Raw genomic sequence first — 24,857 nt, forward strand, 5'->3', positions numbered from 1 at the left:
CGCCATTTTGCCTGAATGCGGCCGCGGCTGCGCCTCCGCGCACTGCCCTACTGGCGGATCGGAGCAGACATCGTGCCCGTGCCCGGCGCCGGCGCCATGCCCGGAGCGGGCGCCATACCTGGAGCGGGCGCCATGCCAGGCGCGTTTCCAGCCGGCGGCGCCATGCTGTCCGCGGGAACCTGGATCACCGTTTCGCGCAGCACGCCACCACCTTGGACGCTGCCCCGCACGTTCGAGGGCGAGGTCATTTGCGTCACGCAGTTCTGCCGTTGCGGTTCCGGCAAGCGACTGCAGCGGGCCAGAATGTTCTGCTGAAGCTGGTCAGGCGATTTTTCGGTGAGATTCTGGCGAGACCGCTCTTGTCGTGCAGCGCCGGCTTCGCGCAGGCAGGTCTCGAGCGGCTGTCCGGACGCGCCGCTTTTGCAGGTGGCGACGTCCTGCTGGTATTGGGATTGTGCCGAGCGCGCGTTGGTGGTGTTGTCCGCCGCGTGGACCGCGCCGGCGACCAGCATCAGGCCGGCCGTGCAGAGGGTCGCGGCAATGCGCTTCGTGGGCATGGGTGCAGTAATCATGGTCAGCTCCTTTGAGAGAGATTGAACCGGGACGGCGAAGCGTTGAGCTTCGCCGCCAGCTGATACAACTATCCCATGATGCCGCGACGGGGGACATGTCCAGCGACGTGAATTCGTAAGGTTACGTTTCAGCGCTGGATAAGGCCCGGATGCTCGAAAGGCCTTTCAGCGGGCGTCCTTGTCCGCCTCGGCCTTGGTGAGCCGGTTGCGGTAAGTCGCGGCACGCATCAACAGCATGGCGGTAACGGGTGACGAAACGACGAGCAGCAGCGTGATGATGACTTCGTGGAAGACCGGCCGCGCCGAAAGCGCCGAAAACACCAGGATGGACGAGGCCAGCACGCAACCGCAACCCATGGTGTTGCCCAGGGTAGGCGCATGGATGCGCGCCTGGAACGTGCGAAAGCGCAGCAGCCCGGCGGAGCCCGTCACGGCAAGCAGGCCGCCCAGCACCAGCAGGATGCTGGCGGGGATGCTGGCCCACAGCGGAATGTCGGCGGATATCATGGCTCGATCACCTCTCCGCGCAGCAGGAACCGCGCCATTGCCGTGGACCCGACAAAGCCGAACAACGCGATCAGCAGCGCAATGTCGAAGTACACGGACGAGCCCGAGCGGATGCCGAACACCAGCATCGTGAGCATTCCATTGATATACAGCGTGTCCAGGGCCAGGACGCGGTCCTGGGCGGTGGGGCCTCGCAAAAGGCGCACGGTGGCGAACACCATGCCCAGCGCGAAGCAAAGCAAGGCAAAGGACGCCGCCCAATACAGTACGGAATTCATTCGAACATCTCCATCAACGGGCGCTCATAGCGCTCCTGCACCAGCTTGATCCACTCGTCTTCGTTCTGGAGATCCAGCACGTGCAGCTTCAGGCTGTGGTCGTCGGTCAGGTCTACCCAGACCGTGCCGGGCGTGTAGGTGACGATGCACGCGAGCATCGCCAGGCCATGGGGATCGCGCATGGTCAGCGGGATCATGATGAACCCGGGTGAAAAGTCATTGCGGCGGGGGTTCAGGATCAGTCGCGCCACCGCGACGTTGGACTTGATGATGTCCACCGTGACGTGCAGGAACAGCGGCACCACCTTCCAGAGGTGGCGCGGCCGCGCGTGCAGCGGGCGCAGCCGTGAGGCCGCCCAGGTGAACCAGAGCGCCAGCGCGATGCCCAGGGCGATCTGCCCGGCGGACAGGCTTTCGTTCAGCACCAGCCACAGGACGAACAGCAGCGTGGGCAGGATCAGGAAGTAGAGACGACGCATCAGCTTCCTCCGTTGGCGCCGCGCACGGTCTGCGCGGACATGACGGCGTCGATATACGACGCGGGCTGGTCCAGCGACCGGGCGGCATCGTCCAGGTAGGCCGACACCGGCCCTGCCCCGGCAGCCAGGCCCACGCACAGCAACAGCAGGACGGCAACCGGACCGGCCTCGATGACGCGCAGGCGGGGGGTGCTGCGATCGTCGCTGGCCCAGAACACGCGGATGCCCGTGCGGCCCAGCCCGATCAGGCCAGCCAGGCCGGACACCAGCACGGCGGCAACGAGCAGCCATGCGTCCATCGGCGGCGCCGACTCGGTCGCGGCGGATACCGCGGCCGACAGCAACGAGAACTTCGCGACGAAGCCGGACAGCGGCGGCAATCCCGTCACCAGCAGCGCGCAGCAAATGAAGGCCAGGCCCAGGAACGCCATCGCGGCGGGAATGGCCACGCCGACCACGTCGTCGGAACGGTTGACCGACGCGGGGTCATCCAGGTCGAAGGCATCCAGCGTGACCGCCAGCACGTTCGCGCCGAAACTGCGCGTCCGTTCGATGAGTTCGGCCAAGAGGAAGAAGGCGCCCGTGGTCAGCACTGAGCTGATCAGGTAGAACAGCGCCGGGCCCGTCAGCGTGACGCCGGGCATGCCCAGCGCCGTCAACAGCGTGCCTGCCGAGACGATCACGCAGTAGCCGACCATCTTTTCAAGCTGCTGGGTCGCAAGCAGGCCCAGGCCGCCGAACAGCAGCGTCGCCAGCCCCGCGGCGAACATCCAGTCCAGACTGAAGGCGGCGGGCGCGCCCGTCGGCAGCAGCAGCGAACCGATGCGCAGCAGCGCATAGATGCCCACCTTGGTCATGATCGAGAACATGGCAGCGACCGGCGCGCCGGCCGATCCATATCCCTTGACCAGCCAGAAATTCAGTGGCCAGGCGCCCGCCTTGACCAGGAAAGCCACGCCGAGGATGGCGGCGCCTGCCTCGAACAGCATGCGGTCCGCGCCGGCCAGGTTGCCCGCGCGCTGGGCCAGGTCCGCCATGTTCAAGGTGCCCGTGACGCCGTAGATCAGCGCGATGCTGATCAGCAGCAGGAAGGACGCCACCAGGTTGACGGCGATGTATTGCAGGCCCGCGCTGACGCGAGCCACGCCCGACCCGTGCAGGAGCAAGCCGTAGGACGCCGCCAGCAAGACTTCGAAGAACACGAACAGGTTGAAGAGGTCTCCCGTGAGGAAGGCGCCGTTCAAGCCCATCAGCAGGAACTGAAACAGCGAATGGAAGTGCACGCCCGCGCGGTCCCAGCGGGCCAGCGCGTAGACCAGCGTGGCCAGCCCCAGCACCGAGGTCAGCGTGAGCATCACGGCGGCCAGGCGGTCGACCACCAGCACGATGCCGAAAGGCGCGGGCCAGTCGCCGACCAGATAGACCCCTACCCCTTGCGGCCAGACGCCCGGAATGCCGCCGCCGGCGACGACCAGCAAGGCAATGGCGGCGGCAAGCTGGGCGATTGTGGACACCAGCGCGATACCGCCGCGCGCGTAGCGGCTGGTGTCGGCCAGCAGCAGCATGGCCGCCCCCGCGACCAGCGGAGTGACAATGGGCAGGACAGGAAGATGTTGAAGCCAGAAACTCAAGATTGGGACTCCCGTCCATCAACGTGGTCGGTACCCGTGAGGCCACGCGAGGCCAGCAGCACAACCAGGAACAGCGCGGTGGTGGCGAAGCCGATGACGATGGCCGTCAGCACCAGCGCTTGCGGCAGCGGATCCGCATACCAGGAAGGATCATGCGCCATGGCGGGATCCACGACCGGCGGGCGGCCGGAAGTGAGCCGGCCCATGCCGAAGATGAAGAGGTTCACCGCATAGGAAACCAGGGACAGCCCCATGATGAACTGGAACGTGCGGGGCCGCAGCAGCAGCCAGACGCCAGAGCCCGCCAGGACGCCGATCGCGGCGGCGTATATCAATTCCATCACGCTTCTCCTGTTTGAGCGGCGGCCGCCTGGAGTTCGGCGGCGGCCTTGCGCTGCGCGCGCAGCGATTGGTGGGCAAGCGCCACCAGCACCAGCACGGTGGACCCCACGACCAGCATGTAGACGCCCAGGTCGAAGAGCAGGACGCTGGACACGTGCACGTGTCCGATGACCGGCAACGCGACATCCCAGGCCAGCGCGGCCAGGAACGGCTTGTAGGCCAGCCACGCGGTGATCGCCGCGGCGCCGGCGAACAGCAGGCCGATGCCGATCCAGTTCTGCGGGTTCAGGCGGCTGCGGGATTCCACCCAGTACACGCCGCCCACCATGTATTGCAGGATGACGGACGTGGCGAAGATGAGGCCGCCGACGAAACCGCCGCCCGGCTGGTTATGGCCGCGCAGCAGGAAATACACGGAGATCAGCGCGGCGATGGGCAGCAGCAGGCGCACGAGCACGGCAGGAACCATCTTCGACCCCTGCGGGACTGGCGATTTGATGTCCGGCGCATCCGGAATGCCGCCGTCCTGCTCTTTCTGCTGACGGGGCAGATCCGCGCTTTCGGCGGCGGGACGGAAGCGGCGCAGCAACGCGTAGACCGTCAGCGCCACGATACCCAGCACGGTGATTTCACCGAAGGTATCGAAGCCGCGGAAATCCACCAGGATCACGTTGACGACGTTGGTGCCGCCGCCGTCCGGCAGGGCGCGGTCAACGAAGTAAGACGAAATGGTATTGCCTTGCGGCCGCGCCAGCACGGCATAGGCCAGCGCCGACATGCCGCCGCCAGCGGCCACGGCGAGAAGCAGGTCGCGCAGGCGGCGTCCACGGGCCTGCAGCGTCGCTTTCAGGCTTTCCTCGTCGTCCTGTTCGATCCGCCGCGGCAGCCAGCGCAGCCCCAGGAGCAAAAGCACCAGGGTAACGACTTCGACCGAGAGCTGCGTCAAGGCCAGGTCGGGCGCGGAGAACCACACGAAGGTCAGGCAGGTGATCAGCCCTGCCCCGCCGGCGAGAGCCAGGGACGCAAGACGGTGATACTTGGCCTGGAACGCGGCGGCCAGGGCGCAGGTGCCGCCAACCAACCACAGCAAGGCGAACACCGGGTCGACCGGCGTGATGCGGTTCGCGCCGTCCAGCCAGCCGCCCGCCCGCAGCGGCAGCCAGGCGACAAACAGCGTGCCCAGCACGATCAGCACCATCTGCACCTGCAGGCGCGTGGACGACACCCAGCGCAGCAGCCAGGCGGCCGCCACGCTGGACCCGTCGAGCAGCGCCTCGAAGGTGCGACGCCCGTCCAGCCGGTAGATGAATGGCACGCGCCCGGGATTGGCGCGCTGGTGGGCCCGCAACGCCAGGTACAGCAGGACGCCCGCCGTGGTGGCCACCAGGCTCATCACCAGCGGCAGATTCACGCCGTGCCAGACGGCCAGGCTGTACTCGGGCATGTTTTCGCCCAGGATGCTCTGCGCCGCGGTGGCCAGGAAGGGCCCGACGGTCAGGCTGGGCACCACGCCCACCAGCAGGCACATGAACACCAGCAGCGCGCTGGGCAACAGCATCCAGCGCGGCGGTTCGTGCGGGGCGCGCGGCAGGTCGGTGGCGGGCGGGCCGAAAAAGACCTGCAGAATAAAGCGCAGCGAATACGCCACCGAGAAGGCGCCCGCGATGGTCGCCAGTAGCGGCAGGCCGATCTGCACGTAGCGGTCGCCGCTGACAAAGGTGGTTTCCGCGAAGAACATTTCCTTGGACAGGAAGCCATTCAGCAGCGGCACGCCCGCCATCGACGCCGCGGCCACCATGGCCAGCGTGGCGGTGATCGGCATGGCCTTATAAAGGCCCGAAAGCCGGCTGAGGTCCCGCGTGCCGGTTTCGTGGTCGACCACGCCCGCCGCCATGAAGAGCGAGGCCTTGAACGTAGCGTGGTTCATCATGTGGAAGATGGCCGCCACCAGGGCCAGCGTGCTGTTCAGGCCCAGCAGCAGCGTGATCAGGCCCAGATGGCTGATCGTGGAATAGGCCAGCACGCCTTTCATGTCCTGCTGGAAGATGGCCGCGTAGGCGCCCAGCACCAGAGTGATCAATCCCAGTCCGCCGATGATCCAGAACCATTCGTCGGTGCCGGACAGCACGGGCCAGAAGCGCGCCAGGAGGAAGACGCCCGCCTTCACCATGGTGGCGGAGTGCAGGTAGGCCGACACCGGCGTGGGCGCGGCCATGGCGTTGGGCAGCCAGAAATGGAAGGGAAACTGCGCGCTTTTGGTCAGCGCGCCCAGGGCGACCAGCACCAGCACGGCCGGGTACCAGGGGTCGGCGCGCACGAGATCGCCCGACGCCAGCACACGGTCCATGTCGTAGCTGCCGACGATATGACCCAGGATCAGCACGCCTGCCAGGAGGCACAATCCGCCCGCCCCCGTGACGGTCAGCGCCATGCGGGCGCCCCGCCGCGCGTCCAGGCGATGATGCCAATACGCGATCAGCATGAACGAAGCCAGGCTGGTCATTTCCCAGAAGAGGACAAGCTGGATCAGGTTGCCGGAAAGCACCACGCCCAGCATGGCGGCCATGAACGCCTGGAAGAACGAGAAAAAGCGGGGAACCGGGTCTTCCGGCGACATGTAATAGCGCGCATACAGGACCACCAGCGCGCCCATGCCGGAGACGATCAGGGCGAACAGCCAGGCGTAGCCGTCCATGCGCAGGGTGAACTGGAGGCCCAGTGCAGGCGCCCAGGGCATGTCGGCCCGGATCACGCCGCCGTTGGCAACGTCAGGATACAGACTGGCGACGAGAACCACGCAGGCAAGGGCGATGAGGCCGGCCAACCAGGCCTCGGCGTTGCGGGCGTTGGAAGGCAGCAGCGCGGCGCACAGGCTGCCGGCAAACGGCAGAGCGAGGATCAGGATCAGCGACATGGCGTTCCGAGAATGTCCGGGCCCCCTCCCGCCAGCGCAAGGCAGCGAAAGACGAAACAGACCGGGGATTGAAAAACGGACGGAACCCTGGCCCGGTGCGTCGCTGCACTACACGTTGCCCCGCGGGGACATCAACCAACGCCAATTGAACGGCGCAGACAGAAACAAACGCAATAGCTTTCTTGCAAGACCGGCCAAGAATCTCATCCGAAAAATATCAGATTCTTGTAAGTTATGCAGAGATTTATGCATTTACCCAGCTAATGACAGCAAGATGACTGCGCAATGATTGCGCATCGAAAGCGGCGAGATATGCGTTCAACTAGCTGTCAGGCTCACTTTTTCGCCGAAAATGCAACATTTCCGGCGAACTCCTGCGCCGAAAAAATTTTTGAGTTTCATCATGGCAGGGAGAATCCCGAGTTGACCGTGGGGGCATACCTGTGTGGAATTGCAACCACGAAGCGTTGGCCTGCCGGCACCCCGGCACTGCGCGCTTCACCGAAGCCGGCCCAAGAAGCCGGCCGGCTCGGAACAACAATATGGAGAAGACTCTTGAACGTGTTGTCACATGCCAAGGCCGTCCTGGCCGTCGCCATCGCCGGCGTATGTATCAGCTCCGCCGCCCAAGCCGCCGACCCCTACCCCAATAAGCCGATCCGGCTGATCGTGCCCTTTGCCGCTGGCGGCACCACCGATATCGTCGCGCGCGTCGTCGCCGAAGGCCTGGGCCGCGAACTCGGCCAGCCCGTCGTCGTGGAAAACCGCGGCGGCGGCGGCGGCTCGATCGGCGCCGACGCGCTGGTGCGTTCCGCCCCCGACGGCTACACGCTGGGCGTGGCCACCGTGAGCACGATGGCGACCAACCCGGCCACCAACCCCAAGAACCCCTACAACCCGCTCAAGGACTTTGCGCCGATCACCAATATGGTGAACGTCCCCAACGTGATGACGGTGAACCCGGCCGTGCCCGCCAAGACGCTGGCCGAATTCATCAAGCTGCTCAAGGACAATCCTGGCAAGTACAGCTATGCATCCTCCGGCGCGGGCGGCATCAGCCACCTGGACGGCGAGCTGTTCAAGTCCTTGACCAAGACGGACATGGTGCACGTGCCCTACCGCGGGTCGGGCCCGGCGCTCAATGACGTGATCGCCGGCCAGGTCAACGTCCAGTTCGACAACCTGCCCTCTTCCATGCCTCACATCCAGGCTGGCAAGTTGCGGGCCCTGGCCGTGGCCGCGCCGAAGCGCATCCCGACCTTGCCGGACGTGCCGACCTTCGCCGAAGGCGGCTTGCCCGAGATGGACAACATGGCCTGGTATGGGCTGGTGGCGCCCGCCGGCACCCCCCAAGCCGTGATTGACCGGGTCCAGGCCGCCACGGTCAAGGCCCTGAAGGATCCCAAGATCGCCCAGCGCCTGGCCGACGGCGGTTCGCTGGTGGACGGCAACACGCCCGCCGAGTATGCCGCGCAGATCAAGCGCGAACTGGAGCTGCGCCAGCGCATCGCGAAGGATCGCAATATCGTCCTGACCAACAACTGACGCCAGCCGGCCGCCGCACGCTTGCCCAGCGCAAGCGCTGCGGCGGCCGCTCCGTCCCTGCGGCTTGCCCGCTTGACTGCAATTGCCCGGGTGGTAGCATCTGCCACCGTGCGATCCGACATTTCCCCCCTTCCCTGCGCCACTTGCGCTCTCCGCGCCCTGCGCTCAACGCTGTTGAGCTCGCAGGAAGTCGCCGCGCGTTCCGCCTACGCGCGGTCCAAGCCCGGCTAATCGCCCCCTTCCCCCTTCGCTGACTCATTGCTCCGGCCCGTTGCCGGCTGCTTGCGCACAAGCTCGCGCAGCGCAGTCCGATACCGGCCGGCGGACGCACTGCCGCGTGGCAGGCGTTCGCGCCCCTTTTCGCTTCCGCACGCCGCCTGGGCCTGCGGGCGGCCACGCACCGATTCGATCCAAGCACCATGCAACTCACCAAGAAATTCGTCAAAGCCAAGAACCCCTGCGCGGGCGGCTACAAATGGTTCCTGCGCGACCACAACGGCCAGGGGGACTACCAGGCCGTGCTCGACGCCCTGGTCGCCGACGGCCGCGTCGGCGACGCCTGCTGGCTGCTGGATCAGTTCGGCCCCACCGACGCCGTGCTCCGGCTGGACAGCCTGGACGCGAATGCGATCGTGTTCGCGGGCACGCTGGAGGTCCGCATGGGCATCAACGTGGACACCGTCGTGCGGGCGGGCCGCAGCATTGTCACCGGCGGGGGTATCCGGGCCGGCGAAACCGTCATGGCCGGCGAGAACATCACCGCGGGCGCAAGCATCACCAGCGGCGGCAACCTGCGCGCCGGCGGCGACGTGACGGCCGACTGGGGCATCGAGACGGCGACCCGCCTGGAGTGCGCAGGCAACGTCCGCGCCAAATGGGATATTTGCGCGGGCCAGGACCTGGCCGTGACGGGTCATCTGCATGCCGGTCAGGAGGTCAGCGCACAGGGCGCCATCAAATGCGGGCAAGGCATCAAGGCCGGCGGCGACGTGCGGGCGGAAAAGGAAATCAATGCCGGCTGCGGGATACAGGCCGGCGGCTCGATCCAGAGTGGCGAACACCTGGCCTGCGGCTGGGGGCTGATTGCGGGTGAAGACATACGCGCGGAAGGCGCGATCCGGGCGGGCGAAGGCGCGCATGCCGCCGGCGTGATCGAGGCCGGCGCGGGCCATGGCGTCTACGCCGGCCTGAGCGTGCGGCTGGACGCCTGGGATGTGTGCGCGCGCGTGGTCGCGCAGGAGCGCCCCGCCCAGCTGGTCAGCGGATACTGGGCGGGGTCGGAGGGCGCGGAACCGGAGCACCCCGGAACGGCGGTGAACCCGCCCTGGAGCGGCTGGCGGGAATCAGGCGCCGCAGCAGGCGCCGCTGATCGGCCCCGTTTGGCGAACTGACGTCGCCCGCGAGGCGGCGATGGCCGAACGGGCTGCATCGGCTTGGCTTGCGCCGGGCGACAGTTGCGTGGACGGCCTCTCGTCTTTCCAACTCAAGGCCGCCGCCACGCTAAGTGGCCGCGCTACCCGATCCTGCGCTGCTCAACCCCCATGTCGCGCCAGGCCTCGCCGTGGCAGGTGAACATCAGGATCTGATGACGGGTCGCGGCGTCGAACAGCGCGCGCTTCATGAAGTCGCGGCGCGCGTCGTCCGTGTGGACCAATGCATCATCCAGCACCAGCAACGTGGGCCGGCCCGCCTCGCGCAGCAGGTCCGCGTACGCAAAACGCGCCAGGATGCCCAGTTGTTCGCGCGTGCCGAAGCTCAGCGCTTCCAGCAGGTCTTCGCCGTCGCCGCGGCGCAAAGCCGTGGGCAGAAGCGCGTCGTCCAGGCGTAGCGCGGCGTCGGGAAACAGGAGCGCCAGATAGTGGTTGAGGCGCCGGGCCAGCGGCGCCTGCAGCCGTTGCGTGGCAGCGGCGCGCTTGTCGGCCAGCAGCTTTTGCAGGAGTTCCAGCGCGGCGGCGCGACGGGCGAATTCGTCTCGCCGACGCGCCAGGCGCTCGCACGCGGCCTGTGCTTCGGACAGGCGTTCGCCCAGGCCCTGCGCGCCGGCCTGATCCAGCTTGCCCTGCAATTGCAGGATGTCGCCGTGGCACTTGTGCTGTGCGTCGCGTTCGATCGAGGCCGATTTTTCGAACCGCTGCACGTCCTGCTCCAGCAGTTCCGGGCGGTGCTCCGCCAACGCTGCCTGCGCCTCGCGCACCCGCAGCGCCAGTTGATCGTGGCCGCTGCGGACCTCGACGAGACGCCCGGCGCGGGCTTGCCGTTGGGCTTCGCGCTCGGGCGACTGGACCTCGGCGGCACGGGCCGCCGCCTGCCCTTCAAGGAGTTGCGCGCGGGCCGTGTCGGCATCCAGCGCGCGCTGGGTCTCGGCGAGCGCCTTTTCCGCCTGGGCGGCAGTGGCCTCGGCTTCACGCAGCGCCTGGACTGCTGGAGCGAGGTCGTCGTCATCAGATCTGGCTTCAGCGGACTGGCCGCCGCCGGGCTGATCCGAAGCGCCGAACAGGCTGCCCGCCTCTTGGTCTGGCGCGACGGGCAGCTTGGCAAGGCGCTCTTTCAACTGGGCCTGGCGCGCCAGCGCCTCGTCGCGCTGCGTACGCAAGGCATCCACGCCCCGGGGCGCATGGATGCTCAGCGCCTTGCGCATCCCATCGAGTTCCCGCAGCAGCCCGCCGTAGCGCGCATGGCGCTGTTCCGCCTGCGCCAGCGTCTCGACGCCGGCGCGTTTCAGCAACGCGGCGAAGTTCGTTTCGGCCCGCGACAGGTCGCGCTGCAAAGCGGGCAGGTCCTGTCCGCCGGGTTCAATCTGGAAGCGGCCCACGCCGGGCAGGTCCAGTTCGGCCGCGGCGGTCAGCAGGACCTCGCCCATCCCGGTGTACGGCTTGCCATCCAGCAGCGCCTGCTTGTCGGCGTCCAACTGATAGCGCAGACGCGTGGCGACCGTCTGCTGCTGCAATTGCAGGTTGCCGACTTCGCGCCCTGCCTTGCGCAACGCCTCGATCTCCGCGTCGGAAATCTCCAGCCTCACGGTCTCGGCCTTCAGGGCGGAACCCTGTTCGATCAGCTGCGCGACCTCTTTCAAGGCCCCGTCCAGGCGTTCGATCTCGGGGCCGACCTGGGCAAGCTGACGGTTCAAATCGCGTCGGTCGGCCTGCGATTGCAACCGCGTCACGCGTTGGCGCGCCGATTCGACGGCGGCGGCATGCGCCTGCCGCTGCTGCTGCGCCCGCGCCAGCGGTTCCTGCGCAGCCTGCACGTGCGCCAGCGCGTTGCGGGCGTCCCGCAACAGCGCCTGGAGTTCGGATTCGTCCTGCTGGTCGCGCCGCACCTGGTCTTGCAGCAGCGCCAGCGTCTGCGCGGCCTGCGATTGTTCGCGCTGCAGGCTTTCGTATGCCTCGCGCTCCTTGGCCAACGCGGCGAGCTGCGTGCGCGCCTGCGCCGCCTTGGCCTCGAAGTCCTTCCAGGGCTGTGTGGCCTGGGCGCGTTCGTGCTCGCGCCGCAATTCGGCCAGTCGATCCACGTCCGCGTTGAGCTGGGCCATGGCGGCCTGGCATTCGTCGCGATCGGCGATGGCGCGGACCAGTGTGTCCTCGGCGTCTTTGTAGCTGCCCTTCGGACGGCCGTTGCGCGCATCCAGCAGCGCGGCGCGCTCCGCAGACACGCGGTCGAACAGCCGGTCGCCCTCGCCTGAGGCCAGTTCACCAGATAGCTGCATGAGCGCATCGCGCAGGTGCGTTCCGGCGTAGCCGGCGGCTTCCTGCAGGTTCTGGCCGTCGCCCTGCCGGATCCACAAGAGGCCCGGCACGCCGGCCAGGTCGGGCTTGCTCTGGCCCCGCCCGGGCAACTCAAACCCCAGCAAAGCGGCCAGCGCGTTCTCGGCCTCTTCGCCGTCCAGACGCTCGGCGCCGTCATCGATCAGCAATTCGCAGCGTGCGCGCGACAAAAACTGCTTCTTCAGTACATAGGAACGATCCGCGTGGGTGAAGGCCAGCTCGACGCTGGGGCGTGCGCCCGATTCGCCTCGCGGCGCCAGGTCCGCCACCTTGCTGGTGCTGTAGCGTTCCAGGAACGCGGCCCGGATGGCGGCGGCCACCGTGCTCTTGCCGGCCTCGTTGGGCCCGACGAAAAGGTTCAGGCCGTCCTGCAATCCGTCCAGCGCAACGGGTTGGCGGAACTTGCGGAATTCTTCCAGGGCAATGCGGGAGATCTTCATTTGGCGACTCCCGGGGCAATGCTTTCGCGCTGGAACCGCAACAGCAGCCGCAGCGCTTCGCCTGCCACCGCGGACTCCGCGGGGTCGGCCTGCATGGCTTGCAACTGGGCCGCGACCTCGCCCACGTAGCCGCTGGCCCGCAGTTCGGCAAGGTCCGCTTCGTCGGGCTCGAGCCGCAGCTCGGACAGGTCTGGCAGCAGCGCCCGCACCTGCGCGGCAGCCAGATCGACCGCCCGCTGCAGCGCGTCCCAGGTTTCCATGTTGACGTGGCCCTTCACGTCCAGCCGCAGGACGTCTTCGGCGCGCAGCGCCGCCATGCGTTCAGCCAGCGCCTGGGCATCGGAAGGCAGGCTCACCTCTTCGACCCAGGCAGACCAGCGGAATTTGCCCGTGGCGATGCGTTCGACCTCGGGCGTCGCACCGGGCGCGGCAATGCGCACATCCAGCACGTAACCGGGTTCGTTGCCCCGAAAGCGGTCCTGCTCTGGCGTGCCGGCATACCAGGTGCGCTCGTCGATGGACAGGCATCCGTGCCAGTCGCCCAGCGCCAGGTAATCCAGGCGAGCGCGCGCCGCGCGATCGGGCGCGATGGGGTTGGTGGCGTCGATGGTATCGGGCAGGCGGCCGGCGACGCTGCCATGCGCCAGCCCAACCCGCACGCGGCCAGCGTCAGACTCCAGGTCATCGAAGGCCTGGGTGACGTCATCGTACGTATGGCGCTGCGTCAGCGGCGCGGCAAGCACGGCGAGGTTGGCCGCCGCCAGATCCACGACCCCGGTCGTCAGCGGCACATGCACGTTGGCGGGAATGCAGCCCAGCTGCATGGCGCGGCTCCAGACGCTGTCGGCCAGCGCGGCATCGTGATTGCCGGCGATCATCACCCACGGCCCCGTGTAACCCGCCATGGCGGCGAACAGCCGGCGGATGCTGCGGTCGGACACGCCTTGCGTATCGAACACGTCGCCGGCCACGAGCACCGCATCCACGCTGCGCTCGGCGGCCAGCGCGGCGATGCGCGCCACGACCTCGAAGCGCGCTTCGGCCAGCATGGCCGCATCATCGGTTTCAAACTGGCCGTATTGGCGGCCGATCTGCCAGTCGGCAGTGTGCAGGAAATGGGTCATCCGGCGATTTTGGCACAAAGGCGGGGACGATCCCGTTCATGCCGCGCGCAGATTCATGCACAGGCAGGATGCGCGCAAAAGCAACGGGCCGCTTGAGTGCGGCCCGTTGGCGTGCGTCCTTATCGTCGAAAGGCGCGGCCGCTCTTGCGACCGTAGTTCCCAACGTATCTGGGCGATATTCCCGAACGTATTTCGACCGTACTACGGCCGTAGTCCTGCGCTCATGCCCCCTTGCCGCCCAGCACCAGGGGCTGGCTGGAGGCGGTGCTGCGGTCGTAACGCGAAAGGCCGAGGCCGTCGGTGCTGATGGCGGGACGCTGGCCCATGACCAGGTCAGCGACGAGCTTGCCCGAGCCGCAGGCCATGGTCCAGCCCAGCGTGCCGTGACCGGTGTTCAGGTAAAGATTGCTGTAGCGGGTGGGGCCGACAATGGGCGTGCTGTCCGGCGTCATGGGACGCAGGCCGGTCCAGAACTCGGCCTGGGCCACATGGCCGCTGCCGGGGAACAGGTCGTTCACGACGAGTTCCAGCGTCTTGCGGCGCGCATCCTTCAGGCGCAGGTCGAAGCCCGACAGCTCCGCCATGCCGCCCACGCGGATGCGCTTGTCGAACCGGGTGACCGCGATCTTGTAGGTTTCGTCCAGGATGGTCGACACCGGCGCGGCCGCTTCGTCCTTCATGGGGATGGTGAGCGAGTAGCCCTTGACCGGATAGACCGGCAGGTCCAGGCCCAACGGTTCCAAGAAGCCGCGCGTGTAGCTGCCGAAGGCGGCGACGTAACGGTCGGCGGTGAGCACGTCGTTGCCGACGCGGACACCGGCGATCTGGCCGGCCGCGGCGTCCAGGCGGGTGACCGACTGGCCGTAGCGGAATTCCACGCCCAGCTCGGCGGCCATTTCGGCCAGCCGGCGCGTGAACAGGTGGCAGTCGCCGGTTTCATCGTTGGGCAGGCGCAGGCCGCCCGACAGCTTGTGCGCCGAATTCGCCAGGGCGGGTTCGGCCGTGACGAGGCGGTGGCGGTCGAGAAGTTCGTACGGCACGCCCACTTCTTCGAGCACGGCCATGTCGCGGCGCGCCGCTTCCAGCTGGGCATCGGTGCGGAACAGCTGCAGGGTGCCGCGGGTGCGCTCTTCGTAGTGGATGCCAGTGGATGCGCGCAGTTCGCGCAGGCAGTCGCGGCTGTATTCAGCCAGGCGCAGCATGCGTTCCTTGTTGACGGCGTAGCGTTCCGACGAGCAGTTGGCCAGCATGGCGGCCATCCATTTCAGCTGGAACAGACTGCCGTCCAGGCGGATCGCCAGCGGCGCATGCTTCTGGAAGAGCCACTTGATGGCTTTGAGCGGAATGCCGGGCGCGGCCCAGGGCGTGGAATAACCGGGCGACACCTGGCCGGCGTTGGCATAGCTGGTTTCCTGGGCGGCCACCGGCTGGCGGTCCAGCACGGTCACTTTGGCGCCCTGGCGGGTCAGATAGTAGGCGGTGGTGGTGCCGATAACGCCGCTGCCGAGGACGATGACATGCATGATTCTTTCCAGTGTTTGGTTTTGTACAGGAATTTCGGTAGTCTATGGCTCCGTGTGCAGTGAAAAGCACTGAAGATTCTGATTTGCCAGTGCTTTTTCCCGGACTGGCGTTCTTTTTTGATCGGCAGAAGTGAAATGCGCGACCTTGACCGAATCGACCTGAAAATCCTGGATATCCTGCAGCGCGAAGGCCGCATTTCGGTCACCGAACTAGCCGAACGCGTCAGCCTTTCCGCCACTCCCTGCTCCGACCGCGTCAAACGCATGGAACGGGAAGGCGTGATCACGGGTTACCATGCGCGCGTCAATCCGGCGGCGCTGGGCAAGAACCTGCTTGTCTTCCTGGAGATCAAGCTGTCGGCAAAGTCGGGCGACGTCTTCGACAAGGTCAAGAAAGAACTGTTGTACGTGCCCGAAGTCATGGAATGCCACCTGGTGTCGGGCGATTTCGACTATCTGGTCAAGGCGCGCCTGACCGAAATGAATGAATACCGCCGCCTCCTGGGCGAAATCCTCAAACGCCTGCCCGCGTCCGCCGAATCGCGCAGCTACGTGGTCATGGAGGAGATCAAGGAGACGCTGTTCCTGCCGGTGGACCGCTAGGGCCGGTTCACACTAAAAGAAGGTATGCGCGCTGCGTGGGCGGCGCGCCAGCCCGGTTTGTTACCAGAAATCCCTTTGACGGCTGCTATGCTGCGGCCCTCCGGCGAGCCATTGCCTTCGTCCGACCCCATTTTTGCCATTGCCTATGACCCGTCTCTATAAATACTTCTTTCGCGGCCTGATCACCGTCCTGCCGCTTGCCCTGACCATCTACCTGCTTTATCTCTTCCTGGCCTGGACGGAAGGCGTGGCGCTGACCTTCCTGCGCCCCTTCATCGGCGGCTTTTACGTGCCTGGCATGGGCCTGGCGCTGGGCATTCTGGGCATTCTCGCCATCGGCTACCTGGTGTCCAAGGAACGCGTGCAGCGCTTCCTGACGCTGATCGAAATGCCCTTCACCAACCTGCCGGTGGTCAAGAGCATCTATTCGTCGCTGAAGAGCTTTGCCGACTATTTCTCGCCCAGCTCCAAGAACACCGCCCAGCAAGTCGTCATCCTGCGCGTGCCGGGACAGCAGCTTGAGTTGGTGGGCCTGGTCACCCGGCGCGGCACGGATGGCCTGCCCGAAGGCTTCACGCAGGGCGACCGCGTGGCCGTCTACCTGCCCATGGGCTACATGATCGGCGGCTACACGGTTTTCGTGCCGCAAGAGTGGGTCCAGCCCATCCAGATGTCGGTCGAGGAAGCCATGCGTTCGTCGCTGATCGCCTGGATGGCCCGCGCCGAAAACAACAACAACAATCGACCGGCTCCGCCCGCGGACCCGCAGGCGCCTGCCGACCAGCCCGCAGCGCCGGGCAACCCGGGCAGCGGCCCGACCTGATCGACGACGAATCCCATCATCATGCCCATCATCGAATTCACGCTTGCCGAAGGCAGCCCCTATATTGAAGTCAACCAGCTGCTGAAGGCCACCGGCGTCTGCGACAGCGGCGGCGCAGGCAAGATGCTTGTCGCCGAAGGCCATGTCAGCGTCGGCGGCGTGGTTGAAACCCGCAAGACCGCCAAGATCCGCGGCGGTCAGATCGTGACCTGCGGCGACGTGCGCATCGTCGTGCGCGCCTTTGACGGCGCGGACGATCAAGCCTGACGCCCTTTTCCCTACACTGCCACGCCGCGTACCGCCATGAAATTCAAGATGTCCCAGAACTCCATCTTCGCCGTGCTGTTGCGCTCGCCGTGGTGGATGAGCGCCGCGGTGGCGCTGTTGCTGTGCGTCGGCGGCTTTGCCGCCCTACCGCTGGAGTATGCCGCGATGGGCGTGTTTGCCGCGGTGCCGTTTGCCGTGATTTCCATCATGGCGGCCTACAAGCAGCTGCGCGCGCCGTCCGGCGCCCGTGTGCAGGCCGTGACGCAAGCCGCTGCCGCGATGTCCTGGGCGGACTTCTCGCGCACCGTCGAAGCCGGTTTCCGGCGCGACGGCTGCCAGGTGGAACGCATCCAGGCGCCGGGCGCGGATTTCGCCCTCAGCAAGGATGGCCACGTGGCCATCGTCAGCGCCAAGCGCTGGAAAGCCGCCAGGAATGGCGTTGAGCCGCTGCGCGAACTGCAGGCGGTGCGCGAAAAGCGCGGCGCTCGCGAAGCCATCTACATCGCGCTGGGCGACGTGTCGGACAACGCGCTGCAATATGCAAAGGCACAGGGCGTGTCGCTGATGACCGCCCCCGAACTGACCAAGCTGCTGCGGGACCTGAAGGTCTGAGCGTTTCCCTGCGGTCTAGATCACCATGACCGAGCTGGCCGCAATCACGCGCCAGTTATCAGTGGCCGCGTCGCGCGCCCAGGTCCGCATGAAGCGGAAGGTGCCGTTGGCGGGCACGCCGTTGTAGCTACCTGAAATTCGGGCAAGCACCGACACGACGGCGCAATCGCCCTGCGGCAGGACGTTTTGCTCGGACAGATCCAGCGCATGGATCTTCAGCAGCCCCGAACGATGCGCGTCCAGGTCATCCTCGCGCGTGACCGACCATCCCATGTGATTGACGAAGAGCAGGCTGGGATCCAGCAGAATTTCCAGCGCCGCGATGTCGGAAGCCAGCATGGCCTGGCGCAGCCGTTCCTCGGCTTGCTGTATCCCTGCGATGATCGAATCGTGCATGGCATGTATTCCGGGAGTATCTTGGTTTGAAGGAAGGCCCGCATTCTATTCGGACATCAAGCGTCTTGCTTTGTTGCCATTGGGCCGCGCGCCGCGCGAGCACTTGCGATTAAATGCGCATCCCGCCCGAGTTAAGGGCGAACCGATACTGAAAGCATAAATCCGATGACCTACCGCATCCTCGCCGACCTGGTGCTTATTGCGCACGGCCTGTTCGTGGCGTTCGTGATGTTTGGCGGCCTGCTGGCGCTGTGGAAGCCTCGCGCCGCCTATTGGCATCTGCCGGCGCTGGCCTGGGGCGCGATGGTGATCGGCATGGGGTGGATCTGCCCGCTGACCCCGCTGGAAGTGTCGCTGCGCGAACGCGCCGGCCAGGAAGGCTATGCCGGCGGGTTCATCGAACACTATGTGCTGGGCCTGATCTACCCCGAAGGCATCACGCGGACCACTCAAGTGCTGCTGGCGGCGCTGCTGATCGTCGGCAATGTCGTGGTGTACGCGATCTGGGCGCGGAGGCGCGCGCGCGGCCGGGCTTGCGCCGCGGCGGCGGACAAGTAACGGCGCCCTGCCCGCTGCGCCGTGTGGCTACAGGTTGCGCGCGATCACCAGGCGCTGGATGTCGCTGGTGCCTTCGTAGATCTGGCAGACCCGCACGTCCCGGTAGATGCGCTCGACCGGAAAATCCTTCAGGTAGCCATAGCCACCCAGGGTCTGGATGGCGGCCGAACACACCTTTTCGGCCATCTCGGAAGCGAAGAGCTTCGCCATGGACGCTTCCGTCAGCGCCGGCCGGCCGGCCTCGCGCAACGCGGCGGCGTGCAGGACCATCTGGCGCGCGGCGTGGATCTGCGTGGCCATGTCCGCCAGCCTGAACGACACGGCCTGGTGTTCGATGATGGGTTTGCCGAAGGCCTGGCGGTCGCGCGCGTAGTCGCGCGCGCATTCGAAGGCGGCGCGCGCCATGCCCACCGATTGTGAAGCGATGCCGATGCGTCCGCCCTCCAGGTTGGACAGGGCGATCTTGTAGCCTTCGCCTTCTTCGCCCAGCCTCCAGGCGGCGGGAATGCGCATGTCCTCGAACGCGATCTGGCAGGTGTCCGAGGCGTGCTGGCCCAGCTTGTCCTCCACGCGCAGCACCTTGTAGCCCGGGGTGTCGGTGGGCACGATGAACGCGGAGATGCCGCGCTTGCCGGCATCGGGGTCCGTCACGGCAAAGACGATCACCGTCTGGCCGTTCTGCCCCGACGTGATGAACTGCTTGGCGCCGTTCAGGATGTAGTCGTCGCCGTCGCGCCGGGCGCGCGTGTGCAGGCTGCTGGCGTCGGATCCCGCCTGCGGTTCGGTCAGTGCGAAGGCGCCGATGTGCTCGCCCCGGGCCAGGGGCCGCAGGAACCGCTCTTTCTGGTCGTCGTTGCCGAACTTCAGGATGGGCATGCAGCCCACCGAGTTGTGCACGCTCATGATGGTGGAGCATGCGCCGCTGCCCGCGGCGATTTCCTCGAGAGCCACCGCATACGCGAGATACCCGCTGTCGTTGCCGTCCCAGGCTTCGGGCACCAGCATGCCGAAGAACCCCAGTTGCGCCATCTCGGCGATGGCGTCGGTCGGATAGTGGTGTTCGCGGTCCCAGCGTTCGGCGTTGGGCGCCAGGCGCTCCTGCGCAAACCGCCGCGCCATTTCCTGGACGCTTTGCTGTTCGTCGGTCAATAGCATGCTTGTGTCTCCTGGTGCGGCGTCCGGCGGCTGGCCTTTTCGCACGCTTTTTTATGGTGTGTGTGGCGGGCGCCTGCCGCGAGGCGCCGCATGATTGCGAGAATACACCGGCGTGGGAGCGTGCGGCCGGCGAGGCGCGGCCGGCGAGGTGCGGCCGGCGAGGTCTGGCCGGCGAGGTGCAGGCCGGCCAGCTGCAGGCCAGCGGGAAGCGGACCGAGCAGCCGCAACCACCGCTTACGAGCGCGGCGCCTCCTGTTCGGCGCGCTGCTGGGCGGGGCCCATGGCGCGGCTCAGGTTGTAGGCGGTGTTCACCAGGCCGATGTGGGAAAAGCCTTGCGGGAAATTGCCGATCAGCCGATGACGCACGACATCGTATTCCTCGGACAGCAGGCCCAGGTCGTTGCGCAGGGACAGCAACCGGTCGAACAGGCGTTCCGCGTCGCCCAGGCGGCCCAGCATCACATAGGCATCCGCCAGCCAGAAGCTGCAGGCCAGGAACACGCCCTCCTCGCCCTCCAGCCCGTCGTCGGTGTGTTCGGTCGAATAGCGCCGCAGCAGCCCGCCATGCAGCAGTTCGCGCTCGATCGCGTGGACGGTGCCCGCGACGCGCGGATCGTTGGGCGGCAGGAAACCCACCTGCGGAATCAGCAGCAGGCTGGCGTCCAGGGCTGGCGATCCGTAGCTCTGCACGAAACAGCCTCGCGTGGAATCGTAGCCCCGCTCACAGATGTCCTTGCGGATGCGCTCGCGCAGACGCCGCCAGGTCTCCACCGGGCCCTTCAGCCCCCAGTGTTCGCACGCCTTGACCGCGCGATCGAACGCCACCCAGCACATCAGCCGCGAATGCGTGAACGCCCGCCGTTCGCCGCGCACTTCCCAGATGCCGTGATCCAGTTCCTGCCACCGCTGTTCCAGCGGTTTCAGCAGCACGTTCTGCAGACGCCAGGCCTCGGCCAGGGGCGCCAGGTCCGCGACCCGCGCGGCGTACAGGGTGTCGATGAGTTCGCCGTAGATATCGAGCTGCTTTTGGCCCGCCGCGCCGTTGCCGCGGCGCACCGGCGCACTGCCCTCGTAGCCCGGCAGCCACGGGATCTCGAGTTCCGGCAGCCAGCGCTCTCCGGCGACGCCGTACATGATCTGCAACTGGTCCGGGTGCCCCGCCACCGCCCGCAGCAGCCACTGGCGCCACGCCTCGGCCTCTTCGCGATAGCCTGCGTTCAACAAGGCGTACAGCGTCAGGGCCGAGTCCCGCAGCCAGCAATGGCGGTAATCCCAGTTGCGGCTGCCGCCCAGCAGCTCGGGCAACGACGTCGTCGGCGCGGCGATGATGCCCCCGGTGGGCTGGAAGGTCAGCAGCTTCAGGGTGATGAGCGAGCGCACGACAGCTTCGCGCCGCTCGTCCGCGGGCCCTTCCCAATGGACGCGCTTGGCCCATTCCTGCCACCAGGAGACCGTGCGGTCCATGCTTTCGACGCGGTCCGGCACGAAGTGCGGCGTGCGGTGCGAGCGGTGATACGACAGCGTGAACGGCACGACGCTCCCGGGATGCAGGGCGAAGCGCGCCGTCGTCTTCATGTCGTGGCCCTCGAGCTCGACGGGCGTGTGCAATTCGATCGCGTCCGGGCCGGCAATCGCATTGAGGCCGTAGTCGCGCCGGCGCACCCAGGGCACGCTCTGGCCATAGTTGAATCGCAGGACCAGATCCATGTCCATCTGCACGTGGCCGGACTCGCCGCGCACGATGCGCACCACGTCCGCCCGCTCGTCGTCATCGCTCAGCGGCATGAAATCTTGCAGCAGCGCGGTGCCGGTGCGGGTTTCGAACCGGGTCTCGAGCACGGCGGTGTCGGGCAGGTAGCGGCGCGAGGTCGCCTTGATCTTGCCGCGGGGCGCAATGCGCCAGCGGCCGTGCGTTTCGTCGCCCAGCAACGCGGCGAAGCACGCCGGGGAATCGAAGTGCGGCAGGCAGAGCCAGTCGATCGATCCGTCGCGCGCCACCAGCGCGGCGGAAAGCATGTTGCCGATGAGCCCGTAGTCTTCCAGGGGTTTCGACATACCGGCCTCAGCCCGCGCCGCGGAATTCGGGGTACAGCGTCATACCCCCGTCCACGAACAAGGTCGTGCCGGTGACGTAGTCGGAGTCATCGCCCGCCAGCCAGACCGCGGCGCGCGCCACGTCCTCGGGTTCGCCGATGCGGCCGTACGGAATCAGCGCCAGCAGCTTGGCCAGGCTTTCCGGCGTGTCCCACGCGGGCTGGTTGATGGCCGTGCGGATGGCGCCCGGCGCGATCGCGTTGACCCGGATGCGTTCGGGCGCCAGCTCTTGCGCCAGCGACTTCATCAGCATCGAGATTCCGCCCTTGGACGCGGCGTAGTTCACCTGGAATGCCCAGGGAATGACCTCGTGGACGGAACTGATGAAGAGGATGTTGCCGACGGACAGGTTCTGCCGGCCGGGATCCGGAGGCTGCGCCCTGAACGCCCGCGCCGCCGCCCGCGCACACAGGAAATGTCCGGTCAGGTTCACGTCGATCACCCGCTGCCAGTCGGCCAGCGACATGTCGGCGATGGGCGACGGCTGCTCGATGCCGGCATTGTTGACCAGGATGTCCACGCGGCCGAAGTGCTGCGCCGTCTGTTCAAACAGGTGGTCGACGTCGGCCTCGCGGCTGATGTCGGCCGCGGCAGCCACCGCCGTGCCGCCGTTGCGCTGGATCGTTTCGACCACCGCCGAGCCCTTGGCCTGGGAATCTCCGCCCGTGCGGTGATTCACCACCACCTTTGCCCCCGACGCCGCCAGGGCGATCGCCGTGGCCCGGCCGATCCCTGACGAAGCGCCGGTCACCACGGCCACGCGGCCGCGAAGTTCAGTCGTGTGCTGCATGCCAGTCTCCTTGGCGGCCGGCGCGCTGCGGGCGGCCCCCGTTGTAGAGGATTCCAGGGTAGTCCCGCGACGGGGACGCGCGCAACCCGGCGGTGGCGCCCCCGGACCCGAGCAAGCGGCGTTCCACTGCGCGCGGATCCCTGCGCGGTGCTGGCGGCGCGGGCGCGGACGTGCATAATGGCGCATGGCCGGCCCGCTCTCCTTCTGGAGCACGGGCCGGATGTCCATCCGACCATGCATCCAGGAGAAGCCGTGCTGGATCCCATACTTGCCGAACTGTCCACCACCCTGCCCGCCGCCAAGTCCGTCGAACAACTGACGCGCCCGCTGCTCGACATGCTGGGCGCCGTCACCGGACTTGAATCGACCTATCTCACGTCGATCGACCTGAAGGCCGATCTCCAGCGCATCCTCTACGCGCGCAATGCCGGCGACATGCAGATCCCGGAAGGACTATCGGTGCCTTGGGACGACACGCTCTGCAAGCGCGCCCTGGACGAAGGGCGCATGTGCACCAGCGACGTTTCGCAATGCTGGCCGGATTCCGACGCCGCGCGGCAACTGGGCATACAGACCTACGTCAGCGCGCCGGTGCGCACCGACGACGGCGTCCTGTTCGGCACCCTGTGCGCCGCCAGCGCCAGCCGGCACGAGATCTCGCCGCAGGCGGAATCCGTGCTCAAACTCTTTTCCAGCGTGATTGCAGGTTTTCTTCAACGCGAAATGCTGATGGAGCAGCTGCACGCCGCGAACGTCCAGCTCATGTCGGTCGCCCTGACCGACGTGCTGACCGGCCTGCCCAACCGCCGCGCGCTCTTCGAAGCGCTGGACCGACTGTTGGCGCGGGCTTCGCGCGAAAACAGCACCGTGCTGGTCGGTGTGATCGACCTGGACGGGTTCAAGGGCATCAATGACACCCATGGCCACCAGGCCGGCGACGCTTTCCTGCAAGAAGTATCGCGCCGGATCGCGGCGGCGCTGCGTTCGTCCGACATGCTGGGGCGACTGGGTGGCGACGAGTTCGTGCTGATCGGCCCCGGCCCGGCGCTTTCCAGGAAGCGTTCCGGTTCGGGCGGCCTGGTGCAGCAAACGGAAGCCGAGGACGCCGCGCGCGCCATGGAAGAGCGCGTCCTGGCGGCCACCGTCGGCAAGTATCAGCTTGGCGATGCCGCCATCGCCTACGAAGGCGCAAGCGTCGGCGTGGTGCCGCTGGACCCGGCGGGCCTGGACGCCGAGGCTGCCGTCCGCTTGGCCGACGTGCGCATGTATGAGATCAAGCGCGCCCGAAAATCGTCCCGCACGATCCATTAGCGCGCCATTGGCCGGCTACCAGCGGGCCGGCGGCGCGTCATTTCCGCGCGCCGCCGCCCACCTTGCTAACCCGGTTACGGCAACTGCGCCTTGAAGTACTCGACCACGCGGGCGTTCATGTCCCGATGGAGGGCGGACCGGTCAAAGCCGGGCTCGTCGCCGCAGATCGCGGGTTGGGACTCGGCCTGGCCGGCCGCACAAGGCGCCAGAAAGGCAAAATGGCCGGCGCCCGCGGCAACCCGGTAGTCCGGCGTTGCGCCCAGTGCCTGGCGTACCGCGTCCACGCTGGCCGGGCTGACGCCATCGCCGCCCTTTTCCGACGCCCAAAGCTGAATCGGGATCGCCACCTGCTTCAGGGCGTCGCCGGGAAACGCATTGAGCGGGTCGGCGATCACTGCCGCCTTGATGCGCGTGTCCCGGGGATACGGTTGCGTGGGCACCTTTCCTGCCGCAATGTCGCGGCACATCGGCAGCGCCGGCTGATCCTGGCAGACCGCCAATCCGGCACGGAAGTCCGGCGCCGCGCCCGCCAGCACAAGACCGGTATACCCCCCGCGCGAGAAGCCGAAGAAGCCGATTCGTTCCGCATCGACCCTGGACTTCTCCGGCCATGCGCCCGTCATGTAGTCGATCAGCCGCCGCATTTCCCGGGGCCGGGTCGAAAAGATCGACAGATATCCCTGGCGCGATCGATCCCGGGCGTTGTCGCCCACGTGGCTGATCGCCGCCACGACGAATCCCGCATCGGCCAGCGCAGCGGCGGTGTCATGGTGACTGAGATAGGCGCCGCCCGACCCGTGCGACATGACGATGAGCGGATACCGGCCATCGGGAATCTTGCAGTCCCGCGTGCCGGCGATGGACACCGCCCCCACCTTAATCTCGGCCGACGGTTCCGCGCATGGGGTCCAGACCGCGCCCTGCAAGGCCGGGCCATTCTGGTCCATGGGCAGGTCTAGACGCTGGAAACCGGCCGCATGCGACACAGTGGCGGACAGCGCCAGGGCGGAAAACAGGCAAAGCGAAAGCTTGGAGGCGACGGTCATGCTGGGGATTGGGTAAGCCGGACGGCTGTGACAGGGCGCCGTGATTGTGACATGCGGCGCCAAGAAAAAACGCCACATGCATG

Annotated in this window: 23 protein-coding genes; 8 read left to right on the top strand and 15 right to left on the bottom strand. The window is 67.0% G+C overall.

Features of this window, described 5'->3' with window-relative positions:
• Positions 1-47: 47 nt before the first annotated feature.
• The 7 genes from RT614_RS09250 to RT614_RS09280 all read right to left on the bottom strand — a co-directional run bounded on the left by RT614_RS09250 (position 48) and on the right by RT614_RS09280 (position 6,723).
• Positions 48-572 carry a hypothetical protein gene (locus tag RT614_RS09250; protein ID WP_313621809.1) on the bottom strand — a complete coding sequence of 175 codons (525 nt, stop codon included), beginning with the start codon at positions 570-572 and terminating at the stop codon, positions 48-50.
• Positions 573-737: 165 nt separating this feature from the next.
• Entirely contained in the window at positions 738-1,079 is a 342-nt protein-coding gene (gene mnhG / locus RT614_RS09255; protein WP_313621810.1) for a monovalent cation/H(+) antiporter subunit G, read from the bottom strand.
• Positions 1,076-1,357, bottom strand: coding sequence for a K+/H+ antiporter subunit F (locus tag RT614_RS09260; RefSeq protein ID WP_313621811.1), 282 nt, complete (start codon positions 1,355-1,357; stop codon positions 1,076-1,078). Before RT614_RS09260 ends, mnhG begins: the two co-directional genes overlap by 4 nt.
• Positions 1,354-1,836: a Na+/H+ antiporter subunit E gene (locus tag RT614_RS09265; RefSeq protein ID WP_313621812.1), complete on the bottom strand. Its 483-nt coding sequence runs from the start codon at positions 1,834-1,836 to the stop codon at positions 1,354-1,356. The genes RT614_RS09260 and RT614_RS09265 overlap by 4 nt, the downstream gene beginning before the upstream one ends.
• Positions 1,836-3,467, bottom strand: a complete 1,632-nt coding sequence (locus RT614_RS09270) for a monovalent cation/H+ antiporter subunit D (RefSeq protein ID WP_313621813.1) — start codon at positions 3,465-3,467, stop codon at positions 1,836-1,838. Before RT614_RS09270 ends, RT614_RS09265 begins: the two co-directional genes overlap by 1 nt.
• Positions 3,464-3,808 carry a Na+/H+ antiporter subunit C gene (locus RT614_RS09275; RefSeq protein ID WP_105238739.1) on the bottom strand — a complete coding sequence of 115 codons (345 nt, stop codon included), beginning with the start codon at positions 3,806-3,808 and terminating at the stop codon, positions 3,464-3,466. The genes RT614_RS09270 and RT614_RS09275 overlap by 4 nt, the downstream gene beginning before the upstream one ends.
• Positions 3,808-6,723, bottom strand: coding sequence for a monovalent cation/H+ antiporter subunit A (locus tag RT614_RS09280; protein WP_313621814.1), 2,916 nt, complete (start codon positions 6,721-6,723; stop codon positions 3,808-3,810). Before RT614_RS09280 ends, RT614_RS09275 begins: the two co-directional genes overlap by 1 nt.
• 555 nt (positions 6,724-7,278) lie before the next feature.
• Between RT614_RS09280 and RT614_RS09285 the strand changes: the two genes are divergently transcribed.
• Positions 7,279-8,268 (top strand): tripartite tricarboxylate transporter substrate binding protein BugE, encoded by a 990-nt coding sequence (locus RT614_RS09285; RefSeq protein ID WP_313621815.1) that lies wholly within the window; start codon positions 7,279-7,281, stop codon positions 8,266-8,268.
• Positions 8,269-8,687: 419 nt separating this feature from the next.
• Complete coding sequence (locus RT614_RS09290) at positions 8,688-9,659, top strand: hypothetical protein (RefSeq protein WP_313621816.1); 972 nt, start codon at positions 8,688-8,690, stop codon at positions 9,657-9,659.
• A 122-nt stretch (positions 9,660-9,781) separates the two neighbouring features.
• Here the strand turns inward: RT614_RS09290 and RT614_RS09295 are convergent, their stop codons facing one another.
• The 3 genes from RT614_RS09295 to RT614_RS09305 all read right to left on the bottom strand — a co-directional run bounded on the left by RT614_RS09295 (position 9,782) and on the right by RT614_RS09305 (position 15,119).
• Positions 9,782-12,472: an AAA family ATPase gene (locus RT614_RS09295; RefSeq protein ID WP_313621817.1), complete on the bottom strand. Its 2,691-nt coding sequence runs from the start codon at positions 12,470-12,472 to the stop codon at positions 9,782-9,784.
• Positions 12,469-13,596: a DNA repair exonuclease gene (locus RT614_RS09300; protein ID WP_313621818.1), complete on the bottom strand. Its 1,128-nt coding sequence runs from the start codon at positions 13,594-13,596 to the stop codon at positions 12,469-12,471. Before RT614_RS09300 ends, RT614_RS09295 begins: the two co-directional genes overlap by 4 nt.
• Positions 13,597-13,817: 221 nt before the next feature.
• Positions 13,818-15,119 carry a D-amino acid dehydrogenase gene (locus RT614_RS09305; protein WP_313621819.1) on the bottom strand — a complete coding sequence of 434 codons (1,302 nt, stop codon included), beginning with the start codon at positions 15,117-15,119 and terminating at the stop codon, positions 13,818-13,820.
• 135 nt (positions 15,120-15,254) lie between these two features.
• Between RT614_RS09305 and RT614_RS09310 the strand changes: the two genes are divergently transcribed.
• From RT614_RS09310 to RT614_RS09325, 4 genes are all read left to right on the top strand, one after another.
• Positions 15,255-15,722 (top strand): winged helix-turn-helix transcriptional regulator, encoded by a 468-nt coding sequence (locus RT614_RS09310; RefSeq protein WP_313621820.1) that lies wholly within the window; start codon positions 15,255-15,257, stop codon positions 15,720-15,722.
• A gap of 145 nt (positions 15,723-15,867) precedes the next feature.
• Positions 15,868-16,545 carry a DUF502 domain-containing protein gene (locus tag RT614_RS09315; protein WP_313621821.1) on the top strand — a complete coding sequence of 226 codons (678 nt, stop codon included), beginning with the start codon at positions 15,868-15,870 and terminating at the stop codon, positions 16,543-16,545.
• Between the two features lie 21 nt (positions 16,546-16,566).
• Positions 16,567-16,812: an RNA-binding S4 domain-containing protein gene (locus RT614_RS09320; protein ID WP_313621822.1), complete on the top strand. Its 246-nt coding sequence runs from the start codon at positions 16,567-16,569 to the stop codon at positions 16,810-16,812.
• A 36-nt stretch (positions 16,813-16,848) separates the two neighbouring features.
• A complete protein-coding gene (locus RT614_RS09325; RefSeq protein WP_313621823.1) occupies positions 16,849-17,424 on the top strand; it encodes a restriction endonuclease in 576 nt (191 codons plus the stop codon).
• A gap of 15 nt (positions 17,425-17,439) precedes the next feature.
• Here the strand turns inward: RT614_RS09325 and RT614_RS09330 are convergent, their stop codons facing one another.
• Entirely contained in the window at positions 17,440-17,820 is a 381-nt protein-coding gene (locus RT614_RS09330) for a nuclear transport factor 2 family protein (RefSeq protein WP_313621824.1), read from the bottom strand.
• Positions 17,821-17,985: 165 nt separating this feature from the next.
• Here RT614_RS09330 and RT614_RS09335 point away from each other — a divergent pair, with 165 nt between their 5' ends.
• Entirely contained in the window at positions 17,986-18,378 is a 393-nt protein-coding gene (locus tag RT614_RS09335; protein WP_313621825.1) for a DUF2784 domain-containing protein, read from the top strand.
• 27 nt (positions 18,379-18,405) lie between these two features.
• On the opposite strand, the gene RT614_RS09340 is transcribed toward RT614_RS09335, so the two are convergent.
• The 3 genes from RT614_RS09340 to RT614_RS09350 all read right to left on the bottom strand — a co-directional run bounded on the left by RT614_RS09340 (position 18,406) and on the right by RT614_RS09350 (position 22,417).
• Entirely contained in the window at positions 18,406-19,533 is a 1,128-nt protein-coding gene (locus RT614_RS09340) for an acyl-CoA dehydrogenase family protein (RefSeq protein WP_313621826.1), read from the bottom strand.
• A 234-nt stretch (positions 19,534-19,767) separates the two neighbouring features.
• Complete coding sequence (locus RT614_RS09345; protein ID WP_313621827.1) at positions 19,768-21,588, bottom strand: glycoside hydrolase family 15 protein; 1,821 nt, start codon at positions 21,586-21,588, stop codon at positions 19,768-19,770.
• A gap of 7 nt (positions 21,589-21,595) precedes the next feature.
• Positions 21,596-22,417, bottom strand: coding sequence for a glucose 1-dehydrogenase (locus RT614_RS09350; RefSeq protein WP_313621828.1), 822 nt, complete (start codon positions 22,415-22,417; stop codon positions 21,596-21,598).
• Positions 22,418-22,672: 255 nt separating this feature from the next.
• Between RT614_RS09350 and RT614_RS09355 the strand changes: the two genes are divergently transcribed.
• Positions 22,673-23,728 carry a sensor domain-containing diguanylate cyclase gene (locus tag RT614_RS09355; protein ID WP_313622048.1) on the top strand — a complete coding sequence of 352 codons (1,056 nt, stop codon included), beginning with the start codon at positions 22,673-22,675 and terminating at the stop codon, positions 23,726-23,728.
• Between the two features lie 74 nt (positions 23,729-23,802).
• On the opposite strand, the gene RT614_RS09360 is transcribed toward RT614_RS09355, so the two are convergent.
• Positions 23,803-24,774, bottom strand: coding sequence for an alpha/beta hydrolase family protein (locus tag RT614_RS09360; RefSeq protein ID WP_313621829.1), 972 nt, complete (start codon positions 24,772-24,774; stop codon positions 23,803-23,805).
• Positions 24,775-24,857: the final 83 nt, after the last annotated feature.

The organism is Achromobacter sp. (assembly GCF_032102605.1).
Lineage (GTDB): Bacteria > Pseudomonadota > Gammaproteobacteria > Burkholderiales > Burkholderiaceae_B > Achromobacter.